This window comes from Paraburkholderia sp. BR10882 (genome assembly GCF_040948855.1).
GTDB lineage: Bacteria > Pseudomonadota > Gammaproteobacteria > Burkholderiales > Burkholderiaceae > Paraburkholderia > Paraburkholderia nodosa_A.
The window spans coordinates 125,135-140,691 of sequence record NZ_JBFPKP010000008.1; the positions used below are offsets into that span (position 1 = coordinate 125,135).

Annotated in this window: 15 protein-coding genes; 12 read left to right on the top strand and 3 right to left on the bottom strand. The window is 66.2% G+C overall.

Translation table 11 applies throughout. The features are described 5' to 3' along the window. The first annotated feature begins 39 nt into the window (after positions 1 to 39). The 4 genes from AB3X99_RS21300 (at position 40) to ggt (ending at position 4,105) form a co-directional block, all read left to right on the top strand. Positions 40 to 858, top strand: coding sequence for an ABC transporter substrate-binding protein (locus tag AB3X99_RS21300; RefSeq protein WP_368618062.1), 819 nt, complete (start codon positions 40 to 42; stop codon positions 856 to 858). Between the two features lie 15 nt (positions 859 to 873). Beyond that, the gene (locus AB3X99_RS21305; RefSeq protein WP_069265183.1) at positions 874 to 1,641 is read left to right on the top strand and encodes an amino acid ABC transporter permease; all 768 of its coding nucleotides are present in this window, start codon (positions 874 to 876) and stop codon (positions 1,639 to 1,641) included. Position 1,642: 1 nt separating this feature from the next. Then, positions 1,643 to 2,443, top strand: a complete 801-nt coding sequence (locus AB3X99_RS21310) for an amino acid ABC transporter ATP-binding protein (RefSeq protein WP_028201726.1) — start codon at positions 1,643 to 1,645, stop codon at positions 2,441 to 2,443. A 69-nt stretch (positions 2,444 to 2,512) separates the two neighbouring features. Further along, a complete protein-coding gene (ggt, locus tag AB3X99_RS21315; protein WP_368618063.1) occupies positions 2,513 to 4,105 on the top strand; it encodes a gamma-glutamyltransferase in 1,593 nt (530 codons plus the stop codon). 45 nt (positions 4,106 to 4,150) lie between these two features. Here ggt and AB3X99_RS21320 read toward each other — a convergent pair whose 3' ends face one another. Further along, positions 4,151 to 4,597, bottom strand: coding sequence for an SRPBCC family protein (locus tag AB3X99_RS21320; protein WP_342949595.1), 447 nt, complete (start codon positions 4,595 to 4,597; stop codon positions 4,151 to 4,153). A gap of 160 nt (positions 4,598 to 4,757) precedes the next feature. Here AB3X99_RS21320 and AB3X99_RS21325 point away from each other — a divergent pair, with 160 nt between their 5' ends. After that, positions 4,758 to 5,051, top strand: coding sequence for a hypothetical protein (locus tag AB3X99_RS21325; protein WP_368618064.1), 294 nt, complete (start codon positions 4,758 to 4,760; stop codon positions 5,049 to 5,051). Positions 5,052 to 5,326: 275 nt separating this feature from the next. Here the strand turns inward: AB3X99_RS21325 and AB3X99_RS21330 are convergent, their stop codons facing one another. Next, entirely contained in the window at positions 5,327 to 5,635 is a 309-nt protein-coding gene (locus AB3X99_RS21330) for a DUF4148 domain-containing protein (RefSeq protein WP_069265178.1), read from the bottom strand. Positions 5,636 to 5,908: 273 nt separating this feature from the next. Here AB3X99_RS21330 and AB3X99_RS21335 point away from each other — a divergent pair, with 273 nt between their 5' ends. The 6 genes from AB3X99_RS21335 to AB3X99_RS21360 all read left to right on the top strand — a co-directional run bounded on the left by AB3X99_RS21335 (position 5,909) and on the right by AB3X99_RS21360 (position 11,967). Beyond that, positions 5,909 to 6,163: a DUF2282 domain-containing protein gene (locus tag AB3X99_RS21335; protein ID WP_368618065.1), complete on the top strand. Its 255-nt coding sequence runs from the start codon at positions 5,909 to 5,911 to the stop codon at positions 6,161 to 6,163. A 40-nt stretch (positions 6,164 to 6,203) separates the two neighbouring features. After that, the gene (locus AB3X99_RS21340; protein WP_368618066.1) at positions 6,204 to 7,052 is read left to right on the top strand and encodes a DUF692 family multinuclear iron-containing protein; all 849 of its coding nucleotides are present in this window, start codon (positions 6,204 to 6,206) and stop codon (positions 7,050 to 7,052) included. Further along, a complete protein-coding gene (locus tag AB3X99_RS21345) occupies positions 7,049 to 7,828 on the top strand; it encodes a putative DNA-binding domain-containing protein (protein WP_368618067.1) in 780 nt (259 codons plus the stop codon). The genes AB3X99_RS21340 and AB3X99_RS21345 overlap by 4 nt, the downstream gene beginning before the upstream one ends. Before the next feature lie 222 nt (positions 7,829 to 8,050). Then, a complete protein-coding gene (locus tag AB3X99_RS21350) occupies positions 8,051 to 9,565 on the top strand; it encodes a diguanylate cyclase (protein WP_368618068.1) in 1,515 nt (504 codons plus the stop codon). Between the two features lie 90 nt (positions 9,566 to 9,655). After that, a complete protein-coding gene (locus AB3X99_RS21355; protein WP_368618069.1) occupies positions 9,656 to 10,291 on the top strand; it encodes a DUF2239 family protein in 636 nt (211 codons plus the stop codon). A gap of 371 nt (positions 10,292 to 10,662) precedes the next feature. Continuing rightward, positions 10,663 to 11,967: a solute carrier family 23 protein gene (locus tag AB3X99_RS21360; RefSeq protein ID WP_342949589.1), complete on the top strand. Its 1,305-nt coding sequence runs from the start codon at positions 10,663 to 10,665 to the stop codon at positions 11,965 to 11,967. 82 nt (positions 11,968 to 12,049) lie between these two features. Here the strand turns inward: AB3X99_RS21360 and AB3X99_RS21365 are convergent, their stop codons facing one another. Continuing rightward, on the bottom strand, positions 12,050 to 13,717 hold the full coding sequence (locus tag AB3X99_RS21365; RefSeq protein ID WP_069265171.1) for a Na+/H+ antiporter: 1,668 nt from the start codon (positions 13,715 to 13,717) through the stop codon (positions 12,050 to 12,052). Positions 13,718 to 14,252: 535 nt separating this feature from the next. Between AB3X99_RS21365 and AB3X99_RS21370 the strand changes: the two genes are divergently transcribed. Then, positions 14,253 to 15,518 carry an EAL domain-containing protein gene (locus AB3X99_RS21370; RefSeq protein ID WP_368618070.1) on the top strand — a complete coding sequence of 422 codons (1,266 nt, stop codon included), beginning with the start codon at positions 14,253 to 14,255 and terminating at the stop codon, positions 15,516 to 15,518. The last annotated feature ends 39 nt before the right edge of the window (positions 15,519 to 15,557 follow it).

Here is a 15,557-nt window from a genome sequence, read left to right on the forward strand (position 1 = left end):
GTCGTCGTACCTCACGCAGCTCACACCAGGAGCCTCTCGATGTCAGCAAAACAGTTCAAGCGTCTTCGTCTCGCCGCCTGCGCAGGCTTTGCGCTCCTCGCGCAGGTTGCTGGAACTTCCGCGGCGCAGGCCGCCGATCTGGGTCTCGTGAAAGGCGGCACGCTCACCTACTGTTCGAGCATGGACGCGCCGCCGCTCGCATCCTACGACGAGAACCAACAGCCGCGTGGCTTCTCCGTCGACGTGGCGCATGACGTCGCGAAGCAGCTCGGCAATCTCAAGGTCGAGTGGAAGGTCATGTCCTTCAGCGGGCAGATTCCGGCGCTGCAGGCGAAACAATGCGATCTCGTCATCGGCCAACTCTTCGACAAGCCCGAGCGCCGCCAGATCATCGACATCGTCGACTACATGTATTCGAGCCAGTCGATCATGGTGCCGCGCGGCAACCCGCATCACGTGCGCTCGCTCGGCGATCTTTCTGGCATGAAGGTCGCGGTGCTCAACGGCACCACCATCAGCACGCTGCTCGACAAGGAAAACGAGAAGCTGAAGGCTGCGGGCAAGCCGCCCATGAACATCGTCGTCTATAGTTCGGATGCCGATGCATTTCAGGCCTTCCGCCTGAATCAGGTCGATGCCTACGGCACCACGTCGGAAAGCGCGGCGCACTTCCAGCAGGTCTCGGGCGACATGTTCGAGGAGGCGGTGCCCGGTTTCAATCGCATCGCGACCGGCATTGGCGCGCGCAAGGGCGAGCCGCTTTCGCCGGCCGTGGCGAAGGCCGTGGCAGATCTCGTGAAGAGCGATCGCTACGGCAAGATGCTCGCCACCTGGAAGCTCGAAAACGATCGCCTGTGAGCGCGGGGTGACGCCATGAATTTCAGTTGGGAAATCTTCCGGAAATTCCTGCTGGACCCAAGCCCGGCGTATCTGCACGGCTTGTGGCTCACGTTCTCGATCAGCGCCTGCGCGATCGCGTTCGGCGCCTCGCTCGGCCTGATCGTCGCGCTCATGCGGCTTTCGTCGAGTCTGCCCGTGCAGTATCTCGCGCGCGGCTATATCTGGGTCATGCGCGGCACGCCGTTGCTCATGCAGATCGTGTTCCTGTACACCGCGTTTGCCGCGGCGAACATCTTTCACTTTCACGATCTCGACTTCGGCATCATCTCGCTGCCCGGCAATATTCAGGCAGCCGTGCTCGCGCTCGGCATGAATTCGGCGGCCTATCAGGCGGAGATCATTCGCGCGGGTCTGAGTTCGGTGGATCGTGGGCAGTATGAAGCGTCGCGCTCGCTTGGCATGTCTTCCGTGCTGCTCATGCGCCGCGTCGTGCTGCCGCAAGCGTTCCGCGTGATCGTGCCGCCGCTCGGCAACGAGTTCAACGTCATGCTCAAGAACACCACGCTCGTGAGCGTGATCGGCGTGCCCGAACTGCTGCTTAGCACGCAGATGATCACCTCGGTGAACTTCCGCGTGTTCGAGCTATATCTCGTGCTCGGCATTTACTTCCTCGCGCTCACCACGCTTTGGGGTTTCGTGCAGCGGCGGCTCGAAGCCCACTTCGGCCGCGGCGAGGCGAAGCCGGCTGCGAATACGCGTCTGTTCGGCGCGCAAACGATGAAACTGCTGCGGGGGCGTTGACATGAACGAAGCACGCGAAATCGTCATCGAGGCGTCGGACATTCACAAGTCGTTCGGCCCGACCAAGGTCCTCAACGGCATTTCGTTGAGTGTCGCGAAGGGGGAAGTGGTGGTGCTGATCGGCTCGTCGGGGTCGGGCAAGACCACGTTCATCCGCTGCCTCAATCTGCTCGAGTCATACGACAGCGGGCGGGTGCGCGTGAACGGCCATCTGCTCGGCTTTGTCGAACGCCCGAACGGCACGCTGGTGCGCGATTCGGCGCGTCAGCTCGCACGGCAGCGCCGCGATATCGGCATGGTGTTCCAGCGCTTCAATCTGTTTCCGCACATGACGGCGCTGGAGAACGTGATCGAGGCGCCTATCCATGTGCTGAAGATGCCGCGCGAAGAGGCGATCAAGCAGGCAAAGGCGCTGATCGCCCGCGTGGGTCTTGCCGATCGCGCCGACCACTATCCGTCGCAGCTTTCCGGCGGCCAGCAGCAGCGCATCGCCATCGCCCGCGCGCTTGCCATGCAGCCGAAGGTGCTGCTCTTCGACGAGCCCACCAGCGCGCTCGATCCGGAAACCGTTGGCGAAGTGCTGCAGGTCATGAAGGAGCTTGCGGAAGACGGCATGACGATGGTCGTCGTCACGCACGAAATGGGCTTCGCGCGCGAGGTGGCCGATCGCGTGGTCGTGCTCGACCAGGGCGAGCTGATCGAAGAGGGGCCGCCCGAGCGCATCTTCACCGCGCCTTCGCATCCGCGTACGCAGACGTTCTTGAAGCGCACGTTGCGAACTGCCATGCCTGCTTCTGCATAGGCATGAGCCGCAATGCTGTGTCACGTGAAATAACACATCATCAGGATACCAAAAGAGGAGAACGCTTCGATGCGTAACTTCGAAACGCCGGGCCGCTCGCTCGTCATGGCTCGCAACGGCATGGCTGCGACTTCGCACCCGAGCGCGACGCTCGCCGCCGTCCAGATTCTCGCCGCCGGCGGCAACGCCATGGATGCCGCGATTGCCGCGTGCGCGGTGCAGTGTGTGGTCGAACCCGGCTCGACGGGCGTAGGCGGCGACTGTTTCGCGCTCTATTCGCGCGCTGGCACGGATGACGTGATCGCCTACGACGGCTCCGGCTGGGCCCCCGCTGCAGCAAGCGCCGAGCGTCTGCGCGCCATGGGCGTGGAAACCATCGCGCGTCATTCGCCGCACGCGGTCACGGTGCCGGGCGCGGTGGATGCCTGGACCACGCTCCATCGCGATCACGGCCATTTGCCGCTGCGCGACGTATTGGCTCCGGCCATCCGCTTCGCTGAAGAAGGCTACGCCGTCGCGCCGCGCACCGCGCACGACTGGGCGGCAGAAGTGGAAACGCTCTCGCGCGACGCCGTAGCGCGCACCACCATGCTCGTGGATGGCGCTGCGCCGCGAGCCGGCTCGACGCACCGTCAACCGCGCCTCGCGAACACGCTGCGCGCCATCGCCGAATCGGGCCGGGACGCGTTCTACCGCGGCGCCATCGCGGCCGATCTCGTCGCGCAGCTTCAAGCGCACGGCGGCTTGCACACGCTGGACGATTTCGCCGAATTCCGCGGCGAATACGTCACGCCGATTCGCGCGAAATTCCGCGGCTACGACGTGATCGAATGCCCGCCGGCGGGGCAGGGCGTCATCGCGCTGCTGTTGTTGCGTCTGCTCGACAAATACGACGCCGAAGGCAGCCCGCTCGACGCCGATCGTCTACATCGCGAGATCGAGGCGGCGAAGCTCGCCTACGCCGTACGCGACGCCGTGCTGGGCGACCCGCGCCATGGCGGCGTCGATGTCGAGCGCCTGCTATCCGACGACTACGTGGACAAACTCCGCAGCCGCATCGACCTCGAAAGCGTCCTGGACTCAACTGCCGCGCTCACCCAGGTCGAGCACCGCGACACGGTCTACATCACCGTCGTCGATCGTGACCGCAACTGCGTGAGCTTCATCAATTCGTTGTTCTATCCATTCGGCAGCGGGCTGATGGGCAAGGAATCCGGCGTGATGCTGCACAACCGCGGCATGAGTTTCTCGGTCGCGCCAGGACACCCCAACGCGATTGCGCCGCACAAGCGTCCGATGCACACCATCATTCCCGGGATGGTCGCGCGTGACGGCCGCGTGCAGATGAGTTTCGGCGTGATGGGCGGCCACTACCAGGCCATGGGCCATGCGCACTTCCTCTCGAAGGTGCTGCATTACGGCCTCGACATGCAGGCGGCGATGGATCTTCCGCGTGTCTTTCCGCGCCCTGGCACGGGCACCGTGGAAATCGAATCGACCCTGCCCGCCAACGCGCGCGCGGTGCTCGCGGATCGCGGCTTCAAGCTCGTGCCCGCTGCCGGGCCGATTGGCGGTTCGCAGGCGATCCGCATCGACTGGGAGCGGGGCGTGTTGACCGGCGCGTCCGATCATCGCAAGGACGGCTGCGCGCTCGGGTATTGAGGCAGCACACGGTCGGAAAGAAGGGGCGCGAGCGCCCCTTTTTCTTTACTGCTGGATTTCGGCTTCGACGAGCTTCGCGAGCAACGCCAGCGACTCCTGCCAGCCCAGATAACACGCCTCGACTGGAATGATCTCCGGTATGCCTTCCTGCACGACGGTCATTTCCGCGCCGAAGAACACTGCGCGCAGCTCCACGGTCGTCTGCATGGTGCCGGACAGGTGCTGATCCTCGAACACACCGGTGTAGCGCAAACGCTCGTTCGGCACGAGCTCGAGATATTCGCCGCCGAACGAATGACCGTGGCCGGCCGTGAAATTCTTGAACGACATCCGGTAGTGGCCGCCGACTTTCGCGTCGAGTTCATGAACCGTGCAGGTGAAGCCGTTGGGCGGCAGCCATTTTACGACTGCGCTCGCGTCGAGAAAGGCGCGATAGATGCGCTCGGGCGGCGCGCGCAGCACACGATGCAGGCGGACGGTGTTCGATGCCATGTCTAAGCTCCCAGGGTGGTGGATCGCCCTGCAATAGTAGGCCACCCGCCCGGGACCCATCGCCTAAACTTCCCAATACCGAATCAATACCGAACACCTGGCCGCATACCCATCGGCCGGATAGCCCGTAGCCGCTAACCCGCGGCACCCGGAGGTCACCATGAGCGCTCAACCGCTTGCGATGCATGAGGTCGACTACGAAGGCTTCGAGATTCACATCAGCGCCACGCCAGCCGAGGAAGGCGCGAACCGCTACACCTACACGGCCTACGTTTGCCATCCCGGCGCGAATCCCGCGAAGCCGGGCCATACGGTCACGTATCACGCGGATGGCGACGAAACCTGGCGCAGCGAGCAGGATGCCATCGAAGAGGCGGTGCACGTCGGCCGCAGCATCATCGACGGCACGCACCCCGATCTTTCCGTGCTCTCGCTCGTGACCCACGGCTTCTAGGCCCTGCGAGTGAGCCGCCTTCGCGCGCGGCCCGCGCTAATAAAGCGGGCCGCATGCGTCGCGAGAGGGAAGGAGGAAAAAGGCCCGGACCTCAGTCCGGGCAAAGCCGCCGGATTTCCGGCGGCGGAGGTTTTCGTGGGCGTGCCGCTTATTTCCGCCGCGCGCATTGCACGGGCGGCGCAGAAATGAACGGCGGGCCCGCTGTCTCCCAATCGGGAGAGCGGGCCCGCCAGGCGTTGCTCGCGTAGTGCGCCGGCACTACGTGTGAGCCGCAATTACTGGCCGAAGTAGGTCGGCTTGATGTTCGGTGCGCGGGTGCCGGTTTGGGCGCTGCCGTTCGTCGATGCGCCGTAGGCCGTGGCTTCTGCAGCGCCGTTCTGCTGGGCGACGCGCGCCTCGGCAGCCTGCAGATCTTCCGGATAGTACGGGCTCGACAGGTTCGGGCGGTAGCCGGCCTTTTCCAGCTGGACCAGTTCGGCGCGAACTTGAGCGCGCGTCACGGGAGCTTGCTCGGCTTGTGCGAACGACAGGGCCGGAGCGGCGAGGACGGTAGCGGCGAGTGCAGCAGCAATCAGATTCTTCATGGTAACAACCTCCGAAAATTATGTTGTCGATCCGTAACAATCGTGCTGTTCGAACCGTTAATGACACTTTATTGCAGCGCACTTCAAAGAAAAATACCGCAGTCCAGCAAACATCATTACCGAGATTGCAATAATTCCGCCGATCAGCGGCGCTTCGACCGGGCTGGTCGCGCTCTGGTGAGGCAAAATAGGGCACCCAGGGCCGCGCGTTGCGACGGCTGCGCAGCCGATCGCTTGCTGCGAAACCCATTTCGAAGTTCAAGGAGAAACGCGATGAAGAACTCTCTCGGCCGCCAGGCGCTGATCGCCGCCGCGCTCGCGGGGTTTGCGACGGCCGGCGCGGGCGTGGCCCGCGCGGACGGCACCGTGAATTGCTACGGCGTCGCCAAGGCCGGCCAGAACGATTGTTCGAGCAAGACCGGCGTGCACGACTGCGCGGGTCAGGCCAAGGTCGACCATGACAAAGGCGACTTCAAGACCATGCCGAAGGGCACGTGCGAGAAGCTTGGCGGCACGGCCGAAAAATGAGCCTCGCGGCTGAGGCGGCGCGCAAGGCGGGACGCGCGAGATGAGCGCGCCAGGCGCACTCAGTGGCGTGGGCATTGGCCTGCGTCACGCGCACTACGAGGCCTTCATGGCCGGGCCTCCTGCGGTCGACTGGATCGAAGTCCACAGCGAGAACTACTTCGGCGAAGGCGGCTACGACCTGCACGTGCTCGAAACGGTGCGCCGCGATTTGCCGGTGAGCCTGCACGGCGTGGGGCTGGGGCTCGGCTCTGCCGCGCCGCTCGATACGGCGCATCTCGCGAGGCTCGCGCGGCTCGTGGAGCGCATCGACCCCGCTCTGGTTTCCGAGCATTTATGCTGGGGCGCGAGCGCGCAAGGCGCGCTGCACGATCTGCTGCCGATGCCGCTCACGCAAGCCTCGCTCGATCACATGAGCGCGCGCGTCTCGCAGATGCAGGACGCGCTGCGCCGCACCGTGCTGATCGAAAATGTTTCGACCTACGTACGATTTCGCGGCGATACCTGGAGCGAGGCGGAATTCCTCGCGACGCTCGCGCAGCGCACGGGCTGTGGCGTGCTGCTCGACGTGAACAATCTGTACGTGAATCAATGCAACCACGGCGAGGATGGAGTGGCGGCCATGGCCGCACTGCCGCCGCAGATCGTCGGCGAAATCCATCTGGCAGGGCATCGCGCGACGCCCGCCGCCGTGATCGACGATCACGGTTCGCGCGTCGCGCCGGCGGTCTGGTCGCTGTACGAGGCCGCGCTCGAGCGATTCGGCGCGACGCCCACGCTCATCGAGTGGGACACGGCGGTGCCGGCGCTCGAGGTGCTGCTCGACGAGGCGCGTCTCGCGCGCGAACGCTTCGCGAAACATGCGCGTCAAGCATCGGAGCTGCGCTCATGACCGTGCACAACACGCTGGGAGCGACGCAACAAGCTTTCGCCGCCGCACTGGACGATCCCGCCGCCGATGCCGCGCTCGCCCACGAACTGCTTCCCGCCGATGCCGCGCTGCTGCACGAGCGCATGGGCCTGTATCGCGGCAATGGGCGGGCAGCGCGGCGGCTTGCGCTTGCGAACGCGTATCCGGTGCTCGCGGCCCTGTCTGGCGAGGCCTGGTTCGATGCGCTCGCGCTAGCCTACGCGCGCGCGCATCCTTCTCGCGATGCCGATCTGAACCGCTTCGGCGCGCGACTGCCCGAATTCGTCGAGCGCTACGAGACCGACATACGTTATGCGTATTTCGGCGATGTCGCGCGGCTCGAATGGGCGCTGCACGCCGCCAGCTACGCAGCGAACGCCACGCCACTTAACGCGCACCAATGGCAAGCGCTCGGCGCGGAGGGTCTGGCGCAGGCGCGTCTCGCGGTGCATCCCGCCTGCGCCGCGCTCGCGTTACGCTTCGATGCCGTGGCGATCTGGCGGGCGCACCAGCCGGGCGGCGTCTGGCCCGAGCGTGTGGACATGCCGTCGTGGACGCTCGTGGTCCGGCCGCAATGGCGGCCCACGCCGCTCGTGCACACGCATGCCGCCCACGCGGCCTTTGTGGCGCTGCGCGACGGCGCCACGCTCGACGATGCGCTTGCGCAAGCCTTCGACATCGACCCGGCTTTCGACTTCGGCGGCCAGTGGCGAGCATGGATCGAGGCGCGCGCAATCGTCGGCGTGCACGACGACTGACGCTGCAGCATGACAAGCGCGAACGGACTCACACGATAAAGCAGAGGAATCCAAACTAACAAAACGCACGGCACTCGAAGCGCACTTTATTCAGGAGAATGGGGCGCTCGACCGGACTTGCCCGCATAGCCACGACTCACATGGCATGCGAGGATGAATGCATACGCACAGCAAGCGCCCGGCAACCGGCGCTGCTGCAAGGCCAGTCCCCGAAGGCCCGAGATGATGATACGCCGACCGAACGCCGTGCTTGCCATCGGCATCGCGCTGGCCGCAGTGCTGACGCTGATCGCCGCGTGGGTCATGGCGCAGATGCGGCACGACGCGCTCGCGAGCGCCCGCGCTTCCGCCTCCAATATGGCGCTGCTTTTCGAGCGCGACACGGCGCGCAATTTCGACGTCTACAACCTTTCGCTGCAGGCCGTCATCGACGCCATCGACGATCCGCGTCTCGCCGCGCTGCCCCCCGACATTCGCCAGAACGTGCTGTTCGATCGCTCGGCCACGGCGAAGAATCTCGGCGCGATCTTCGTGACCAACGCAGTGGGCGACGTGGTGTTCGATTCGCGCGCGGTGCCGCCGCGCTCGCTCAATGTGGCCGACCGCGACTACTTCATCGCGCAGCGCGACTCGCCGCACGTGGGCCTCTTTCTGAGCCACCCGTTCATTCCACGCGACGGACCGGCCAACGCGACCATCGGATTGAGCCGCCGTCTCTCGAACCCCGACGGCTCGTTCGCGGGCGTCGTGGTCGGCACGATGCGGCTCGATTATTTCCGGCAATTGTTCAGCGGCGTGGACATCGGCACGAACGGCGCGCTGGCGCTCACGCTCGCCGATGGCACGCTGCTCATGCGCCGCCCGTACGTTCCCGATCTGATCGGCAAGAGCGTTGCGGAATCCGCGCTCTTCCAGCGATTCCAGCGATCCCAGGCTAGCGGTTTCTTCTCGCTCGGTCCGGTCGACCGCGTGCGGCGCTGGTTCGCGCTGCGGCGCGTGGAGGGTTACCCACTCGTGTTCAGCGTCGCCGTCGCGGCGGACGACATCTATCGCGAATGGCGCGTGCGCGCCTGGATCATCGGCACGCTCACGGCGGTGCTCGACATCTCGCTGATCGCGCTCGCGTTGATGTTCACGCGCCAGTTGCGCCAGCGCGGCGCAGTGGAGGCGGAGTTGCGCGCGCAGGCGGGCACGGACGCGCTCACGTCGCTCGCGAACCGGCGCGCCTTCGAAACCCGCGCGGACCACGAATGGGCGCGCGCACGCCGCTCGGGCAGCCCGCTCGCGCTCGTGCTGCTCGATGTGGACCGCTTCAAGCTCTACAACGACCGCTACGGTCACCTCGCGGGCGACGACGCGCTCGCGGCCGTCGCCCACGCGATCGGCGCACACGCACGCCGCGCGGCGGACTGTGCGGCGCGCTACGGCGGGGAAGAATTCGTGCTGGTGCTGCCCGACACGGGCGAGGCCCAGGCGCTCGCGCTGGCCGAGAAGGTGCGCGCCGCGATCGAGGCGCTGGCGCTGCCGCATGCCGACAGCCCGAACGGCGTGCTCACGGTGAGCGTGGGCGTGGCCTGCACGACGCAAAGCGCGTTTGCCGACTGGCGCGCGCTGACCGATGCCGCCGACGCGGCGCTTTACACCGCCAAGCGCTCGGGCCGCAACCGCGTGGCGGCATGGCTGCCCGCCACGACCGACGACGCGCGCGGCGCGGATCTAAGAGGCCGCTCCGGCTGACCGTCATCAAATTTTACCCGGATGATATTGCACCACCCAATTTACCCGGGTAATATTCGCCCATCATTGGATACCAGGGAGGAGAACACCATGGTGGTGGCGAACGGCTGTACGGCTTTTGCGGGCACGCGCCTGGTCGCGCGCGGCGCCCCGCTTCAGGTGGCGCTGGCGGTCAAGGCGGAACTCGAACGCGAAGTGAACGAAAACGGAAACGAAAACGGCGCAACGGTGCTGGTCTTCGACGACCGCGACGCGCGTCCGGTCGAATTCGATCTGCGCGGCACGGATAAGGACATCGAGGCGCGCATCGTCGCACAGGCCTGTCCCGAGCAAGGCGCAACCGCGCCGGACGTCATCGACGTAGCCGCCCCGGACGACGCCCCGCGTGGCCGCGGCCGCCCGAAGCTCGGCGTGGTGGCGCGCGAGGTGACGCTGTTGCCGCGCCACTGGGACTGGCTCGGCGCGCAGCCCGGCGGGGCCTCGGTGGTGTTGCGCCGGCTCGTGGATGCCGCGCGCCATGCGAGCGAGGCACGCGAACGCGTGCGCGCGGCCCAGGAAACCGCGCATCGCTTCATGACTGCACTGGCCGGCGATATGCCGAATTACGAGGAGGCGTTGCGCGCGCTGTACGCGGGCGAGCGTAGCCGCTTCGAAGCGGCGAATGCGCCCTGGCCGGAAGACGTGCGCGATTACGCGCGGGAACTCGCGGAATCCGCATTCGCCTGAACGCGCGAAGGGCTCCGATCGTGTGGGCAAAAAAAGCCGCTCCAGCGGGGAACTGGAGCGGGGAAGTCGGAGAGTTTGCTGCTTGCCAACACTGCATGAACTCTCGTGAGGGTCACGCAGCAAGGACAGTCTAGATCCGCCATCCCACCCCTAATATAGGATGAGTCTGAAACTCCATTCGGTGCTGACTTCACGGCTCGGGTCGACGGCCGCCCAGAGTGTTTCGGATGCCCGACATCCGGCTTGCCACGCTGATTGCGGCTCCGTACACTCCCGCCTGACCTGCATCAAGGGCGGCCGTTGCTTCGATGCATGCGCGCCAACAATCAAAACCACAACCAGACCGCAAATCCCGCCGACAAGAGGAACCCATGTCCGACTCCTATTTCCCCCGCTGGCGCGCGCAGACGGGTGACGCCCGCAGCGTCGTGGCTCCCGACGAGCGCCTGCCCTGGCCGCAGATGTTCGCCATGGGCGTGCAGCACGTCGTCGCGATGTTCGGCTCGACCGTGCTTGCGCCGCTGCTCATGGGCTTCGATCCGAACCTGTGCATTTTCATGTCGGGTGTCGGCACACTGCTGTTCTTCGTGGTGGTGGGCGGGCGCGTGCCGAGCTATCTCGGTTCGAGCTTCGCGTTCATCGGTCTCGTGATTGCTGTCACGGGCTACGGCGGGCAGGGACCCAATCCCAACATCCCGGTCGCGCTCGGCGGCATCATCGCGTGCGGCGTGGCTTATACGCTGATCGGCCTGCTCGTCTCGGCCGTCGGCACCAAATGGATCGAAACGCTCATGCCGCCGGTGGTGACCGGCGCGATCGTCTGCGTGATCGGGCTGAATCTCGCGCCCATCGCAGTGAAGGGCGTGAGCGGTTCGATCTTCGACTCGTGGATGGCGATCGTCACCGTGCTCTGCGTGGGCGGCGTGGCCGTGTTCACGCGCGGCATGCTGCAGCGTCTGCTGATTCTCGTCGGCCTGCTGATCGCCTATGTGATCTACGCGATCGTCACGAACGGCATGGGCCTGGGCAAGCCGATCGACTTCTCGATCGTCGCGAACGCCGCCTGGTTCGGTATGCCGAAGTTCACCGCGCCGGTGTTCGACCCGCACGCCATGGCGCTGCTCGTGCCGATCGCCGTGATTCTGGTGGCGGAGAACCTCGGCCACATCAAGGCGGTTTCCGCGATGACGGGCTACAACCTCGACCGCTATGTGGGCCGCGCGTTCATTGGCGACGGCCTAGCCACGATCGTCTCGGGATTCGCGGGCGGCACGGGTGTCACGACCTACGCGGAAAACATCGGTGTGATGGCCGTGACGAAAATCTACTCGACGCTCGTGTTCGTGATCGCCGCGCTCATCGCGCTCGTGCTCGGCTTCTCGCCGAAGTTCGGCGCCGTCATTCAGACGATTCCCGGCCCGGTGCTGGGCGGCGTCTCGATCGTCGTGTTCGGTCTGATCGCCGTGACGGGCGCGCGTATCTGGGTCGTCAACAAGGTGGACTTCTCGGACAATCGCAATCTCATCGTCGCCGCGGTCACGCTCGTGCTCGGCGCGGGCGACTTCTCCCTCAAGCTCGGCGGCTTCGGGCTGGGCGGCATCGGCACCGCCACGTTCGGCGCGATCATTCTCTACGCGTTGCTGCGTCGCAAGCCGGCGCAGGAAGCGGCGGTTTAAGCCATTCACCGTTACATGCGGCGCCGGTCCTCGGCGCCGCGTTTTCCCTTCTCCCGATTCCCACGCATCTGCGCCTACGTGCTCAGTTGCGATTGCGCCCGCGCGTCGTCATCGCCGTCTCCGAAAGATCGACTTCGCGCATCAGCTTCGCGAGCGTCTCGTCGTTGATCTGCATCTGGTTGCGCAGCTTGAGCAGCGTCGCGCGTTCGGCGCGCATGCCGGCGAGGCGCATTTCCATTTCCAGCGCGTCCGAGCGGCGCGCGTTCGCGCTGCGGTCGCGGTCGGCGTCGAGCGAGGCGAGGCGGCGGCGATAGGCGTCCATCACGCGTGCGGTCGTGTCGGCGGCGTAGGCGGCCTGCGATTCGTCGAGATCCTCGCTGACCTTTTCGTGCACCGCATCCACGGCGCGGATGGCCGCCTGCGCCGCCTGGATGCGCGCCGCGCGCTCCTCGGCCGCGTGCGGTCCCTGCGCGCCACGCCGCACGCCGCGCAGCAGGAGCGGCAGGCCGACGATCGCCACCAGCAGCGAGGCGAGGATCACGCCCGTCGCGATGAAAATGGCGCTGTCGCGACCGGGCAGCGGGCTGCCGTTGGCGAGCGCCACGGGCAGCGAGAGCACGCCCGCGAGCGTCACCGCGCCGCGCACGCCCGCGACCGTGGTGATCGCCACGGTGCGCAGGCCCGGCACCGCGTTCGCCACGCCGTGACGCGCGGCGCCGCGGCTCGCCACCCAGCGCAGCAGCCACACCCAGCCGAAGCGCATGGCGTAGAGCGCCGCAAGCACGGCGGCGATGTAGCCGATGAGGCGCAGCATCTGCACGTTGCTCGTGTGGTGCGCGTCGAGCAGCGCCTTGCCGAGAATGCCCGGGAACTGCAGGCCGAGCAGCGTGAACACCATGCCGTTGAAGACGAACTCGATCATCGACCAGGTGCTCGTGGCGCGCACGCGTGTCGACACCGGTCCTTTGTGCGCGACGCTCGTGAAGTTCATCGTCATGCCGGCGGAAACGGCTGCGAGCACGCCCGACACTTCGAGGTGCTCGGCGAACAGATACGCCGCGAACGGAATCAGCAAGGTGAGCACGACGCCGGGCGCGGGGTCGCCCTCTTCGGTCGTGTTGAGAAAGCGCGCCGACACGAAGCTGAAGAGCCAGCCGATCGCCGCCCCAAGCGCCAGACCGCCCGCCGCGATCACGACGAAGCTGAGCGCCGCCGCGCGCAGCGAAAAGTAGCCGGTGAGCGCGGCCGCCACGGCGAACTTGAGCGCGACGAGGCCCGAGGCGTCGTTCATCAGCGCTTCGCCTTCGAGGATGTGCATGAGCTGCGCGGGAATGCGGTCCTTGCCGGCGATGCCCGCGAGCGCGACGGCGTCGGTGGGCGAGAGCACGGCGGCGAGCGCGAACGCCACGGGCAGCGAGATCTGCGGCACGAGCCAGTGCACGAAATAGCCCACGGCGACGACCGTCAGCAGCACGAGCCCGAGCGCGAGCATGAGGATCGCGCGGCGCTGCAAGAAGAACTCGCGTTTGGGCATGCGCCAGCCGTCCGCGAACAGCAGCGGCGGAATGAACAGCGCCATGAAGATGTCGGGATCGAACGTGACGTGCGGATTCACGAGCGGAAACGTGAGCAACGCGCCGATACCGATCTGCACGAGCGGCAGCGGAAGCTTGAGTGGCACGGTGCGCGCGAGGATGCCGGACACGGCAACGGCGAGCAGCAGAATGAGAACGGTGAAGAGAATGTCCATCGAAAAACGTAGCGGGGGCCAAACGGGACCCAACGAGGCCAAACGAGGCCAAACGAGGCCAAACGGGACCAGGGGAAGCGTTGAAGAGGGGACGGACGCCTCTTTTCACGCGCGGTGCGGCACGGCGTTCTGGCGCGCATTAGAGGAGGGCGCGCCGGTCGAGGGACAGTGTAGCCTGACGCGTCTGTAAGCCGCCGCGAAGCGCGCAGGGCGAGCGCGTGGCAAGCCCGATATGTGCCGAAAGTGCGGCAATTTGTCCGCCCTGTGTGCGCCACCACCGAAGCAAAGGCGCGTGGAAAGGCGCACGATATCGGTGCGCCGTGCGATGTCTCGCGCGGTGCACGGCGTGCCCCTTCGCGGCGCACGCGATGGGCGCGAACGCATTTCGCGATGCGTGCCGGATCGCAGTGCGAGCGAGCACGGACCTTGCTTAACCCCTCCTGTGACGCAACGAAAATCAGGCTATGGAGGACGAGCGCGGGCCGTGCAGAGGCTGTGCGGACTGCAGCGTCCTTCCTACGCGCTAGAGGATGGCATGATCACAGAGCAACAGGACAAAACGGCCGTGACCCCTCACGGCTTCGATCTCAGCGTCACTTCGGGGCTGCAGCGCTACAGCGCACACCATGGCGAACTCACGCTCACGAGCGTGTTCCAGCCGGTGTTCAGCCTCTCGCACATGCGTGCGGTGGGCTACGAAGGGCTACTGCGCGCGCACGATCCGCTCGACCGCCCGGTCTCGCCGCTCGACGTGTTCGGCGACGCCGCGCGCGTGGGCGAAGCGCTGCTGGTGGACCGGCTCGCCCAGGGGCTGCATCTGGAGAACTTCGCGCTGCTCGGCGCGGAGCGCGAGTGGCTCTTTCTCAACGTGCATCCGGGCACGCTGATCGAGCCGTATCACTCGGCGGCGCTGCTCGCGAACCTGCGGCGGCTGAACATCGCGCCGCGGCGCGTCGTGCTCGAGGTGCTGGAAGACGACGCGACCGATCTCGACGCCCTCGCGCAGGCCGTGGCGACGTTTCGCGAGCGCGGCTTTCTCGTGGCGCTCGACGACTTCGGCGCGGGCAACGTCGATATCGGCCGCGTGTGGCAGCTCAATCCCGACATCGTGAAGCTCGACCGCATCATGCTCATGCACGCGCAGCATCGCGCCGACATGGCCGCGACGCTGCCCGCGCTCGTGGCGCTGTTGCACGACGCGGGCAAGCTCGTGCTGATCGAAGGCGTGGAGACGGAACACGAGGCGCAGCTCGCGCTCGCGTGCAACGCGGATTTCGTGCAGGGCTTCTTCTTCGCGCGGCCCGCGCCCGGACTCGCCGACGCCGCCCAGGCGCAAGCCGTGATCGCCGAGGCGACCGAGCGTTTTCGTCAGCAGACCGAAACGCGCGAGCGCGGCGAGACGAATCGCCTCGTGCCTTATCTGCGTGCGTTCGAGCGCGCGGCCGAACGGCTTTCGGCCGGCGAATCGATGGAGGAGGTGTGCTGGAACTTCCTCGCGCTCGATCATGCGGCGCGCTGCTATCTGCTCGATTCGAACGGCCGGCAGGCGGGCCGCAACGTGGTGCTGCGCGTCGACCGCGCGGAGCGCGATGCGCGCTTTTTGCCGCTCGAGGACGCACAAGGCGCGAGCTGGCTGCGCAGGCCGTACTTCCGCACGGCGCTCGTCACGCCGGGGCGCGTGCACGTGACCGGACCGTATCTATCGATCAACGAGGCGCTGCCGTGCCTGACGCTGTCGATGGCGGTGCAGGTGGGCGAGCGCCTGTGCGTGCTGTGCGGCGACATCGACTGGTTCGAGTAGGCGTGCATCTGCGATCATGTCGTGTTTCTCACGACATGG